This is a genomic window from Hahella ganghwensis DSM 17046, from assembly GCF_000376785.1.
GTDB classification, from domain to species: domain Bacteria; phylum Pseudomonadota; class Gammaproteobacteria; order Pseudomonadales; family Oleiphilaceae; genus Hahella; species Hahella ganghwensis.
In genome coordinates, this window is the sequence record NZ_AQXX01000047.1 from 1 (window position 1) to 11,609 (window position 11,609).

General features: G+C 49.2%; 13 protein-coding genes. 3 read left to right on the top strand and 10 right to left on the bottom strand.

Annotation, left to right across the window (positions count from 1 at the left end):
• Together F566_RS0101250 and F566_RS0101255 are read right to left on the bottom strand one after the other, a co-directional pair.
• A partial coding sequence (locus F566_RS0101250; RefSeq protein WP_020405160.1) for a transposase domain-containing protein occupies positions 1-198 on the bottom strand: 198 nt, incomplete at its 3' end.
• A 133-nt stretch (positions 199-331) separates the two neighbouring features.
• Complete coding sequence (locus F566_RS0101255; protein ID WP_020405161.1) at positions 332-2,017, bottom strand: long-chain fatty acid--CoA ligase; 1,686 nt, start codon at positions 2,015-2,017, stop codon at positions 332-334.
• Positions 2,018-2,451: 434 nt separating this feature from the next.
• On the opposite strand from F566_RS0101255, the gene F566_RS0101260 reads away from it, so the two are divergent.
• The gene (locus F566_RS0101260) at positions 2,452-3,498 is read left to right on the top strand and encodes an alpha/beta fold hydrolase (RefSeq protein ID WP_020405162.1); all 1,047 of its coding nucleotides are present in this window, start codon (positions 2,452-2,454) and stop codon (positions 3,496-3,498) included.
• 52 nt (positions 3,499-3,550) lie between these two features.
• Positions 3,551-4,027 carry a MaoC/PaaZ C-terminal domain-containing protein gene (locus F566_RS0101265; RefSeq protein WP_020405163.1) on the top strand — a complete coding sequence of 159 codons (477 nt, stop codon included), beginning with the start codon at positions 3,551-3,553 and terminating at the stop codon, positions 4,025-4,027.
• 86 nt (positions 4,028-4,113) lie between these two features.
• Here F566_RS0101265 and F566_RS36665 read toward each other — a convergent pair whose 3' ends face one another.
• The 8 genes from F566_RS36665 to F566_RS0101305 are packed head-to-tail and all read right to left on the bottom strand — an operon-like array spanning position 4,114 to position 11,293.
• Positions 4,114-5,076: an AgmX/PglI C-terminal domain-containing protein gene (locus F566_RS36665; RefSeq protein WP_020405164.1), complete on the bottom strand. Its 963-nt coding sequence runs from the start codon at positions 5,074-5,076 to the stop codon at positions 4,114-4,116.
• Positions 5,073-5,573, bottom strand: coding sequence for an ExbD/TolR family protein (locus F566_RS0101275; protein ID WP_020405165.1), 501 nt, complete (start codon positions 5,571-5,573; stop codon positions 5,073-5,075). Before F566_RS0101275 ends, F566_RS36665 begins: the two co-directional genes overlap by 4 nt.
• On the bottom strand, positions 5,570-6,088 hold the full coding sequence (locus F566_RS0101280; RefSeq protein WP_020405166.1) for an ExbD/TolR family protein: 519 nt from the start codon (positions 6,086-6,088) through the stop codon (positions 5,570-5,572). Before F566_RS0101280 ends, F566_RS0101275 begins: the two co-directional genes overlap by 4 nt.
• Before the next feature lie 15 nt (positions 6,089-6,103).
• Positions 6,104-6,745: a MotA/TolQ/ExbB proton channel family protein gene (locus tag F566_RS0101285; RefSeq protein WP_020405167.1), complete on the bottom strand. Its 642-nt coding sequence runs from the start codon at positions 6,743-6,745 to the stop codon at positions 6,104-6,106.
• A gap of 29 nt (positions 6,746-6,774) precedes the next feature.
• Positions 6,775-7,059 (bottom strand): hypothetical protein, encoded by a 285-nt coding sequence (locus tag F566_RS31530; protein WP_020405168.1) that lies wholly within the window; start codon positions 7,057-7,059, stop codon positions 6,775-6,777.
• A 10-nt stretch (positions 7,060-7,069) separates the two neighbouring features.
• The gene (locus F566_RS0101295; protein WP_020405169.1) at positions 7,070-7,678 is read right to left on the bottom strand and encodes a tetratricopeptide repeat protein; all 609 of its coding nucleotides are present in this window, start codon (positions 7,676-7,678) and stop codon (positions 7,070-7,072) included.
• Positions 7,656-10,508, bottom strand: coding sequence for a tetratricopeptide repeat protein (locus F566_RS0101300; RefSeq protein WP_020405170.1), 2,853 nt, complete (start codon positions 10,506-10,508; stop codon positions 7,656-7,658). Before F566_RS0101300 ends, F566_RS0101295 begins: the two co-directional genes overlap by 23 nt.
• Positions 10,505-11,293 (bottom strand): hypothetical protein, encoded by a 789-nt coding sequence (locus F566_RS0101305; protein ID WP_020405171.1) that lies wholly within the window; start codon positions 11,291-11,293, stop codon positions 10,505-10,507. The genes F566_RS0101300 and F566_RS0101305 overlap by 4 nt, the downstream gene beginning before the upstream one ends.
• A 96-nt stretch (positions 11,294-11,389) precedes the next feature.
• On the opposite strand from F566_RS0101305, the gene F566_RS0101310 reads away from it, so the two are divergent.
• A partial coding sequence (locus tag F566_RS0101310; protein ID WP_026179669.1) for a transposase occupies positions 11,390-11,609 on the top strand: 220 nt, incomplete at its 3' end.

The window sequence follows — 11,609 nt, forward strand, 5'->3', positions numbered from 1 at the left end:
TTCATCCCGAAACATTGCCATCCCCAAGACAAGCCAAAGTACTTGGTCTGATGGTAGTCGGCGCCTTCTAATCGTCGCGGAGGCACTCAAACGCAGTGCAGATTCAACCCATTCGACGGGGATGTTTTGAGTAAATGAGCTGAGGTCTGAGAAGTTAAAGAGGTCGCTGAGGTCGAGCAGGTCTTGCTGAAAATCCATAAAAAATCCGATGATGTTTCCATCATTGGATTTTCTATTAAGCCCTGCGCTAACTCAAACACTTAAGTGAACAGCATTGCGGTCATCACCGGCCCCTCAGACAGAGAGTTCTCAACCGTACGCGATGGTCGCCTTAAGCGGCATGACTGTGTTTCTTAACCTCTTCATCACGCAGCTCACGACGTAGAATTTTCCCAACATTACTCTTGGGCAACTCTTCGCGAAACTCGATGAATTTGGGCACTTTATAAGCGGTCAGACGCTCTCTGCAGAATTCTTTCAGCGCACTTTCTGAAAGATTCTGATTGCTTTTCACTACGAAAACCTTGACCACTTCACCACTCTTAAGGTCGGGCACGCCGATAGCAGCACATTCCACTACATCCGGATGACTGACCACCACATCTTCAATTTCGTTGGGATAAACATTAAATCCAGACACCAGAATCATGTCTTTCTTACGGTCTACGATGCGCAGATAGCCATCGTTCTGAACCAGGGCAATATCGCCGGTCTTCAGCCAGCCGTCTTCTGTCATGGTTTTGACGGTCTCGTCCGGTCTTTGCCAGTACCCTTTCATAACCTGCGGACCTTTAACACACAATTCCCCAGCCTCCCCCACCGACAACTCTTTGCCCTCATCGTCGATGATTTTGACCCTGGTACTCGGGATTGGAAGCCCTATGGTTCCGATCTGAACCGCATTGATAGGGTTAATGGAAACGACGGGCGACGTCTCAGTCATACCGTAGCCTTCTGTGGCATCACATCCGGTGACCGTTTTCCACATCTTGGCGGTATCTGATGTCAAAGCCATACCGCCAGCTGCTGTGACCTTAAGATGACTGAAATCCAGGTCCTGGAAACCTTCATTGTTGCACAAGGCTACAAACAAAGTATTAATCCCCAGAAAACCACTGAACTTCCAGCGTTGAAGCTCTTTGACAAAGCCATCAAGATCTCTCGGGTTGGGAATCAGCACACTGTGGTTGCCGGTTTCCAACATAATTCCGCAGTTCATGGTAAAGGAGTAAATATGGTAGAGAGGAAGTGGCGCAATGATGGTTTCGCACCCCTCACCAAGACGCACAGTCAAAAGAGGCTTCAGTTGGAGAACATTGGCCACAAGATTGGCTTGAGTCAACATGGCACCTTTGGCCACTCCGGTCGTTCCACCAGTATATTGCAGCACCGCGAGATCGTCCTTTTTGATCTTCACCTGCCGGAAAGCACTCTTACTGCCGTGAGCCAGAGCACGAGTAAAAGGGATTGCCTGCGGAATATCGAATGGCGGCACCATTTTCTTGATGTACTTGACCGCTTTATTCATCACAAAGCGCTTCAACGGAGAATGCATATCTGCAATCTCCGTAACGATGACTGTCTCTATTCCCGTATGGGGTAATACCTCTTCCGCCACTGACGCCATATTGGCCAGAACGACCAACGCTTTCGCACCAGAGTCATTAAACTGGTGCTCCATTTCTCGAGCGGTGTAAAGCGGATTGGTATTAACCACCACCAGCCCGGCTCGCATGGCACCATAAACCGCAATCGGGTATTGCAGCAGGTTTGGCATCTGAATCGCAATACGATCGCCACGCTTTAAATTGGTGTGGTGCTGCAGATAGGCTGCAAAATGGCGAGTATGTTCTTCCAGCTCACCGTAGGTTATGGTCGTTCCCAGCGCTGAGAACGCGGGCTTATCAGCAAACCGTTGGCAGGCCTGCTCAAACATCTCGACCACAGAAGTGTATTTATCCAATTCAACTTCGGAGGGAATTCCCGGTGGATACTTGTCCTTGAAAAAGTTCTCCATACGCCTGTCTCCCGATACAATCGCTTAAAGTCTTTATTCTTTTGTTATGAATTTGTCGGTAGGAAAATATCGCCACCAGAGCCTGAAGATGATTCCAATAAGGCTCCTCTTTGAATGTGACCACAACCAACAACACAGTTCACAGCACCAGCTGCTCCGACCACTCTCCCCGGGTACACGAAACAATAATGAACGCATCCCCCATATGGGTTAGGACATATTGCAGTAGATGATGATGTTATTTTTGCGGCTAAGAATACCAGCTTTGCGACTCACAACATAGACAAAGGTATGATATTAGATAGTGTGCGAAGGTTTATATGCCCTTGTAACCTACTGATTAGACTAATCCTTAACCAATCAGTGTCATCTATCGCGACCAAAATGTCTTACGCAGAACGCTAATTGCACAACGCTAATTAAGAGTAAACAGGATGCAGTATCAGGAACTCGAACTGAAGAGCCTGGATAATCCGGGGAACCCGAGTAATCAAGGTAACCAGGGTGATCAAGAAAGTCACGACGGTCATTCAATTCCTCTATACCAATGGCTCCCTTCCCATCAGCCCTACAAAGGCGTATTCCAGATAGTACATGGCATGGCAGAACACAGTGCACGCTATGTCCATCTTGCGCAGAGGCTGACAGACAAAGGCTATATGGTCGTGGCACATGATCATCGTGGCCACGGTAGAAATACCGGCAAAAGTCTGAAGGGACATTATCACGATAGCAACGGGTGGCAGAAAGTCATGGCGGATCTTAATCAGGTCTATCTTTACTGCCAGAAACACAGACCCGCAAATAATCAGAATAACGGCTCGCATGTCTTGTTTGCTCACAGTATGGGGTCATTCGTCACGATGAATTTCCTGATGGATTACCCTACTTCACTCTCCGCAATAATACTCTCCGGCAGCAATTATTCTCCGCCAATCAAGTATGCTGCCGCAGCTCAAATAGCACGTTTTGAGAAGCTACGTCTAGGAGCGAGAAATAGCAGCAAACTACTGAATTTTATCTCTTTCGGTTCTTTCAATGGTCATTTCAAACCAAACAGGACCACTCATGATTGGCTTTCCAGAGATCCTGAACAAGTCGACCAGTATCTGAATGACCCCAACTGCGGATTTATCGCCACGTCCCAGCTCTGGTGCGACTTTCTGGGCGGACTCCATTACCTTTCCAAATATCGTAATCTGTCCAGACTCCCCAAAAACATTCCCTATTACCTGCTTTCTGGCGATAAAGATCCCGTAGGAGGAATGGGCAAAGGAGTACAAGCGCTTGCACGTCAGCTCAAACAGAGTGGCATAGCCAATCTGACCTGCACTCTTTATCCGGGAGGGCGACATGAAATGGTGAATGAGACCAACAAGGAGCAGGTAATACAGGATATGTTTGAATGGTTGGCCACTCAGGGCATACTCCAGGACACGGACGCAACAGAGATTCTAACGAAGGCTCTACCTACCAGCTGAATATGGGCTAAACTGAAACAATTGCAGTCACTCAAAAGTAATGATGTGAATTATGGACGTACTTGAAAATTTTACCTACGACGAACTGAATGTTGGCGACACAGCCACCTTCACCAAAACCCTCACCGAAGAACAGATTATCCTCTTTGCTGCTGTTTCAGGCGACATGAACCCAGTCCACCTGGACCCCCAGTATGCTGAAACAACCGTATTCAAAGAACGCATCGCCCACGGCATGTGGTCGGGAGCACTGATATCTGCCGCCATTGCCACAGTTTTGCCCGGGCCTGGCTCCATTTATCTGGAACAAAGCATGGCCTTTAAAAGGCCAGTAAAAATCAACGACACTCTGACAGCAAAAATCACCGTGACAGAGAAGCTCCCGAAAGGACGCGTCGTGCTCAGTTGTGAAATATTCAATCAGAGCGATGAACTGGTGGTCACGGGACAGGCCAAAGTTATCGCGCCGAAAGACAAGATCCAGATAGACAAGCCAGAACTTCCCGAAATAACCATAGGCTCCAATTGATTAATCAGACAGTTCATCTGGAATAATCAGTTTCCATAAAAAAAGCCGGATGTATTTCATCCGGCTTTTTCGTATCGGCTATCCGATCACGTGGGGAAAAAGTCGATAGGATACTGAACTTTCTGTTGCCCACCTTCCTTCGCGCCAAAGTTCACCAATAACAACCGGGCACAGACTTTGCGCTCTACGTCCGGACTGTCCAGCTCGCTCTTGACCACATTACAGGAAGCCACGGCGCCGCTGGTTTCAAGCACCAGCTCAAATGTCACCGCTCCCTTAAGCGTTGGGTTTTTCCTCAGCTCACGTTTGTAGATTCGTGATATCGCACCTTTGTTGGCATCGAATACCCGACGAATCTCTTCCGCTGAACGACCACCGCTTTTTCGTGATTTTTTGGCTGTCGCTTCTTCCTTCGCGACCTGCTCGGCAACAGGTGATTCCACTTCGGTAACCTTGCGGGTTGCCAACGCCATTTTCTGAGTAGTCTGATCAAGCTGGCTCGTATCAACGCCACCACTGCTTCGGGTTGAGACGTTATTCACCAATCCCTCAGAAGACTTCCGAGCAATCGGTTTTGCCGTCAGTAAGGGTTGATCAGTAGCAGGAGCCGTATCTGCCAGCGCACGAAGCTCAGATAGCTCATCACTCAACGCCAGAAGCCCTGTACTCTTGGCTTTTTCCCGTGCCTTTTCCACCTCATTTTTGGGTTTCGGTTCGGGCTTTGGTTCAGGCTTAGGCTCTGGTTTCGGTTCTGGCTTGGGTTCAGGCTCAGGTTCTGGTTTCGGCTTTTCCTTTTCCTCTTCCGGCTTAGGCTCCGGTTCCGGCTGTTTGATTTCCGGTTTCGGCAGCTCACGCTTTTCTATCACAACCCTGGCCAACTGAGGTGGAAGCGCTTCAAGCTCCTCACGGGTTTTTTCCGGCAGATCAATCAGTGGAACGATTATCCCGATGATCAGAAATACCAGAAAACAGCTCAACAGAATCAGGAGAAACCGATCCCGTTCCCTGGCATCCACATGCCAGGGTAACGGCAGACTTGCAGTTCTCATGAGCCGGCCTCCCCTTCAGCTTTATGGGTAACCGCCAAAGATATACTGCTGTATCCGGACTCCACGCAGGTGGACATAATCCTTTTAAGCAATTTATACGGCAGTTCCCGGTCAGCCATGACCATGATGGGGCGGCCATTCGGGTCTGCGGCAACAGTTCTGGAAGCCTGATAATCAAGCTCAGACTTGAGGCCACCGATAATCAGGGATTCTTGCTCCGCAGCAGTTCCCGCATTGGCGACAACCCGTCCTCCAACCACAATATTGTCTGCCGAGACATTAATGGTCAGAAGATCTCTGGGAAGCTGGTCGGCCACTGAAACCGGCAACTTGATATCCGCGTTCTGTTGCAATACCTGTACATCAGAGGAATTCACCATCAGGAAGAATACCAGAATGGTAAAAATATCCATGAGTGAAACCAGGTTCAGGCCGGCAGCTTTGTGCATCCTGCGGTAGTGACGCTGGACACGTTTTGCGCGGGCGGACTGCTTCATTTCGCACCTCCCGCGGCTGTTGACGGATCAATAATTTCCGGCGCATCTGCAATTGAGATATCCGGAAACAGTTCAGCGTTGACCACACTACCGGCAAGAACCGTCTTATAAGATCTCAGGGTGTCCATGGCGGTCACCAGAGTCTGATATGAGGTTTCATCTTTCGGCATGATGGTGATATCACGCTTTTCGGGTAATCTCGCTTTAATATCCTTGGCCACAAGCCCCAGCAGAGCATAATCGTGCTCGCCGGTTTCCAGCGTAGGAATCTGCTTGATCACTCCACCCTTGTTGTCGGCCACGATGATCTGGTCTTCCAGAATGATGGCCTGCAACTGCAGGTTTTCTTCATTATTGTTGCCCCCAGATGATTCCGGAAAATTCAGATCCAGAACACTGGTTTGCGCAAATACGAGATTGATAAGTAGTACCGGTACCAAAACGATCATGAGGTTCATGAACGCGGTAATATCAAGCTCAGCATTGCGCTCCGGGCGACGATGCTTACGACGCATGATGATTACCCTGGATTAAGCTTTTTCGGTATCGGGACGCTCAGAAATCAGGTTCATGATTTTCACGCCTGCGGTTTCAAAACTGTCAACAATCTCGTTAGTTTTGGTTTGCAGAACCGCGTGCAAAAGCAACAAAGGAATCGCCGCGATCAGTCCGAAAGCGGTGGTGTTCATCGCGACCGAAATACTCTGCGACAGCAGGTTGGCTTTTTCAGCAGGATCGGCATTGGCGACCGCGGTAAAAGCCGCAATCAGACCGATGATGGTTCCCAGCAGCCCTAAAAGAGTGGATACGTTGGCCAGTGTCGCCAGGTATTGAGTCCGTTTTTCCAATCGCGGCAGGACCTCCATCAAACCTTCCTCCATGGCGTATTCAATTTCATCCCTGGGCTGACGGTTTAACAGGCGACCTATACCGGCGCCGATAATTGAGGACATCGCAGTCTTTGACTGGTTGGCATATTTCAGAGCACTGCGATAATCGCGTTTTCTGACCATGGGGATAAGTCTATTGAAATCCGAGCGGTTGCTGACCTTTGCAACACTGAGATAGATGTACCGCTCTATTGCAATCGCTACGCCAAGTACTAACACAACGGCAATAGGGTACATAAAGGTTCCGCCGTCTTGAAAAAAGCGAACGATAGTCTCAAACATTTGAGAAGGCTCCTGTAAAAGTCTAAATACTAATTCTGATCCAGGTCGCCGATTTTGAGGTGTTGCCTGTAATACAGGCGCTCGCGAAAGCTTTGTCTTTCCACCGGCGCTAAGATGCCATCCAATTCCTGGTTTGGCGCCGGCACCTGAATTTCAGGACTGTCGGGGGTTTGCCACGGAATCAAATATAGGACCTGGGGCTGCTCCTGATCACCTCGAACAGAGGTTCCCTCCAGTTCGATCCGTTCTACGGCAGCGGAGGTGATACTGTAGAGAGCCGTAAAAAGGATAGCAAGCCTTTGATGAATCTGCATAACTGAGCCTTTATTGAATTCTGCGTTTGAGATCTACTACCCATAATGCCACTCGATTGTCGGGCAGTTTGTGCAATTCCTGATAAAGTTCATAGTGCTCCAACGCGCTTTCCAGATCTCCCATATACATATCCAGCAAAATGGCATAGTTCTTATGGTATAGAGACTCATCCGGTTTGATGGAAATCGCCCGCTCGTACATTTTTTTTGCTTCTGTAAACTCTCCCCTTTCTCGTGCCATCATCGCCAGTTGATTCATTGCCCGATGATTGGAAGCATCCACCACCAGGGCATGCTGATAAAGTTGTTGCGCGGACTCACGATCCCCAAGCATTTCAGCAATTCGCCCCCGGGTCACATAGGGTGCACTGATGTTGGGTTCCAGATCGATAATCTGTTGCAAATAACTGTCGGCCTGCCCCAGCCTGTCCTGATTCATGGCCTGAAGAGCCGCCTCATATAGCTGCTTCATTTCATCGGACACGATGACTTCAGGTTTGGAGGCAGCAATTACCGGGGGCGAGTTATTCTGGTTTGCAGCACAGCCGACAAGCAACAGACTTCCCAATACAAGAACCAGCAGATTCCGACCTTTGCTATTGAAGAGTTTCTGGTACATCAATCGCAACCTCCTGCTTTTTATATCTCATGGGCAACAGTTCACTTAAAGCCGCATAACTTTCCCGGACCCATTGGTCATATATGCCTTGACGGGTTCTCGATACGTTTTGCTCCAGCAATTCAATCGCCTTGTCCTCAAAGGGGAATGCCTGGTCTTCAAGCAGTAATGTATATTGCTCCAGCTCCAGCCCGGAAAGGTCAGACGGCCGCTCGGATTCCACAATATCCTGCCCCAGCTGTAGATAGAGCTCTCCCATCATATGGTTAGCGGCGGTCGTATATTCCGTGATTCCGTACTCAAGGGTTCGATTAAGCTGCGACACCAATGATTTCAGTAACGCCTGTTTTCGGGCCAGGGATTGTTTCAAAGGCAGATTCAGTCGTACCCGATCATATTCAGCCTTTTCCGCCTGCAATAATTCCCAGCTGGAAGCCGCAGCCAGAGACTTGCTCCCTATAGTTCTGTCACTCCCCCCCCTGGCTTCAAAATCAACCAATTGCTGTTGCCAGTTTCGAAGGTCGGGAGATTGTGAGGCTTTGGATATTTCCACCAGTGCCTGGTAACTCTCCAGGGCCGGTTCGAAGGGTCGTGGGTATTCTTTGATGTACCTTTTGAAAAGCGCTGCCGCCTCAGAAGAGCTTTCAGCCTGTTGATATAACTCCGCTGTCTGCAGTAGTCCTTTGCGACGCCGGTCCGGATCCGACTCCGTCAGAGTCAGTTGGCGCAGTTCATTTGCAGCCTGCAGTTGACGGCTATCTTGCATGTAAACATAAACCAGCTTTTCACCAATGCCTTCAGCCAGGGTATGCTGCGGGAATCGGGTTCGGAAATCGGTGAGAAGCTGCTCAGCCTCCTTCCAGCGTTTGAGATCAATCGCTCTCATTGCCGCATCGTATTGAGCATTGATTCGCACGGATGAACCTGGCGTCAGCTCAATAATACGCTGATACTCGTTGAAGGCAGACTGGATATCGCCCTGCTTTTCTCGCACTTCTCCAAGACTATAGATACTGGCGGCCAGGCTATCAGTCAGAGCAGTGTAGTCAGCGTCACCGGGTTTACGGAACTGCAATGCATTTACATAGGCTTTTTCCGCTACGGTAAAACGATTCAGGGCAAAGGCGGAATGTCCCGCCACTTTCCAGGCAGAACGCAAAATATCAGACTGACTGCTGTTGCCGGTCAACCGCTTCGTCAGGTTCAGAGACTGTTGGTAATTTTTCATGGCATATTCTTCTGTCGCCGCCAACATCAGAACGCCATCGGCACGTTCGTCATCTTCGAACGTATCTGCAAAGCGTATCAGCGCTTTGACTCGTGCTTCACGCAGCCTCAGATCATCTGGAGACTCCTTCAGTGCCTCACCATAGGCAAGAACAGCCGCATAACCAGCCTCCGGACGCAGTTTGACAAGATCATTGGACGATTTCGCGTCAATCTCAGTCGGTCCAGAAGATTCTGGTGTGTTGACCTCATTAGTGCTACCAGCAACCTGATAGGCCACCCTTTCGTAGGCAGTGACAGCATTGTACCAGTCCCTGAGCTGGAAGTAGGCTTCGCCCGCCAACATAGCCCCACGTATTGAGGCTGGCTCATGGGGATACAAATCGACCATGCGACCAAAGTAATCGGTCGTTTGCTGCAGCAAGTGCCTTTTTACTTGTCCTTTCTGCTGACCGGCCAGGGTATAGCTGCGTTGGCCGAGCTCATCCATATACCCGTAAAGCACTGTTTTAATCTGATGTTGTGCCTCTCTATCCTGAGCCTTCAGATAATCACTGCCTGAAGCGAATTCAGCAACGACCCTTTCTTTTTCCTGCCAGGCCAGTGATGGCAGCCTTCCTTTCTGGTAGGCCACGATCTTCCGTTCATGGAATTCAATACGCTGAGGAGAAAAAGGATAGTGATCAATATACGCCTGGGCAGTTTCACCGGCGTCTTGATATCGCTCAGCATCCAGGTAGAGTTGATACAAACGCGCAAATAATGCCGAGGCCATATCATCAGCGTCTTTAGCACGAATCACTTCTGCCAGAGCCTCCGGCCCGTTTCCCGCGCTGGAAATCACAGCGACAATCCTTAAGGTATCGGCTTCCACTGCCTCGGCTGAACCATCTCCTCCACGGGAATCCTGAATCCCCCTAAGCACATCGAGAAAGCTGTCCAACGCCGTTTCATGGTGGTCCTGTTTATATTGAGACCACCCCGTCATATAGAGCGCTTTATTCCGAAATCCACGGTTTTCAGTCATCGCCAATACTTTTGCATAACCTTTTTCAGCTTTGGCATATTCTTTACGTCCGTATCGGTGTTCTGCGATACGGAACCAGGATTCCGGCACCAGTTTCGAGTCTGGATATTGCCCAACCAAGCGTTCCAGTGTGGACAACGTTTTATCCAACTCGCCGGTATTCTCGTAGGCCCGCGCCAACTGGTATAGAACCCAGTCATTCCCTTTTTCGTATGGGTGCACCTTCAGTACTTCCTGATAACTCTGGATGGCGATATGCCAGATTTCATCATCGATCATTCCCTCAGGACGTTCAGCACCAAATAAATCCTCAAGATTGGCCAGTCGATGCAGCGCTTTGACACGCACCTCAGAATCCCCGGCTTCCCTGATCAACCGGGTATATCGGAGAACCACCTCATTCAATGACACTCTGGGGCTGGTGCGAAATTTAAAGTCGATATAAGCCGGCTTTAGCTCGCCAATGGTTTTGTCCGCCTCATCCTTATCAATAATCACAATGGCTTTATCACTGTCAGCCTGAACCTGCAGCGATAAACAGACCAGAAAGCACATAAGCAGAAGCGCAATCCTCATAAAGGCGCCTCCCCCTGGGCTTTTTTCGCTTGGGATTTTTTCAGGTCCGCCAGGGCCAGATCATCATATAGATTCACCAGAGCCAACTGACTCCGGACATAATAGGAATCAATTTGTTCGTAATGCTGATTGAGTAACTCAACACCTTTTGTCGTCAAACGCTGATCGAGTCCGGCGAGTTCTTCTCCCAGATCCTGTTGAAGCGACGAATACAAATGTTTCAGCTTACTGACCCGTTCGATCTTGGAACTGAAAAACCTCTCACCCTTTCCGAAGTCCTCTTTCAGACGAACGAAATTGTGTTTAAGCAGATTGAGTTGCGCATCCAGGGTCTGTAATGCCGTGACCAAAGCACTTCGATTCTGCTGATACTCGTCCATGGAATTCCAAAGAACCATTCCTGTGAGTCGATCAATCCGGGCTTTGATCTGTGAACGTTCTTCTGCCGTCAACTCAGGAGCCGTTACCGAATATTCCTGCTCCAGTTTTTGCAATTGAGCATCAGCAGCCGCAAAGTCCGGGGCTGAGAATGCCTTATAGTCCTGTTTTTTCTCTGCTTCAGCCAACTGGCCGGCCAGCTCATTGCGCTCGTTGACCAAAGCATTCAAAAGTTGGACATCAAGCTTCTGCTGTCCTTTTTTCGCCGTACTCTCTACCTCTCTGGCCCGACGTGACAGCATTTCCTTGAAAACAGAAAGCCTGTGAATGCCTTCTTTGACAGAGTCTTGAAGACTGTTAAGGAGCAGAGCTTCTTTGGCCAACGCATAAAAGTCCGGGTCTTCCATTATGTAATTTACAAATGCGACGGTAGGTGTATGACGTGGCCTAATAGAACAGACCAACCCAGTTAAGGATAATACCCCTAACTGGAGATGAAGAAATTGACCACACGAAAGAAGTACTCAAAAGAATTTAAATTGGATGCCATCAGCCTGGTTCTGGATCAAGGCTACAGTCAAACCGATGCTGCTCGAAGCCTTGGGATTACCCCCAATATGCTGGGCCGCTGGATAAGGGAACATCGCAGAGATGACGGCCAGGCTTTTCGAGGCAATGGGAAGCTAACTCCCGAGCAGGAGGAGATCAGAAGGCTCAAGGCCC

Excerpts from the sequence above, each read along its gene's own strand:
- F566_RS0101255 (WP_020405161.1), bottom strand. The coding sequence starts at position 2,017 with ATGGAGAACTTTTTCAAGGACAAGTATCCACCGGGAATTCCCTCCGAA.
- F566_RS0101260 (WP_020405162.1), top strand. The coding sequence starts at position 2,452 with ATGCAGTATCAGGAACTCGAACTGAAGAGCCTGGATAATCCGGGGAAC.
- F566_RS0101265 (WP_020405163.1), top strand. The coding sequence starts at position 3,551 with ATGGACGTACTTGAAAATTTTACCTACGACGAACTGAATGTTGGCGAC.
- F566_RS36665 (WP_020405164.1), bottom strand. The coding sequence starts at position 5,076 with ATGAGAACTGCAAGTCTGCCGTTACCCTGGCATGTGGATGCCAGGGAA.
- F566_RS0101275 (WP_020405165.1), bottom strand. The coding sequence starts at position 5,573 with ATGAAGCAGTCCGCCCGCGCAAAACGTGTCCAGCGTCACTACCGCAGG.
- F566_RS0101280 (WP_020405166.1), bottom strand. The coding sequence starts at position 6,088 with ATGCGTCGTAAGCATCGTCGCCCGGAGCGCAATGCTGAGCTTGATATT.
- F566_RS0101285 (WP_020405167.1), bottom strand. The coding sequence starts at position 6,745 with ATGTTTGAGACTATCGTTCGCTTTTTTCAAGACGGCGGAACCTTTATG.
- F566_RS31530 (WP_020405168.1), bottom strand. The coding sequence starts at position 7,059 with ATGCAGATTCATCAAAGGCTTGCTATCCTTTTTACGGCTCTCTACAGT.
- F566_RS0101295 (WP_020405169.1), bottom strand. The coding sequence starts at position 7,678 with ATGTACCAGAAACTCTTCAATAGCAAAGGTCGGAATCTGCTGGTTCTT.
- F566_RS0101300 (WP_020405170.1), bottom strand. The coding sequence starts at position 10,508 with ATGAGGATTGCGCTTCTGCTTATGTGCTTTCTGGTCTGTTTATCGCTG.
- F566_RS0101305 (WP_020405171.1), bottom strand. The coding sequence starts at position 11,293 with ATGGAAGACCCGGACTTTTATGCGTTGGCCAAAGAAGCTCTGCTCCTT.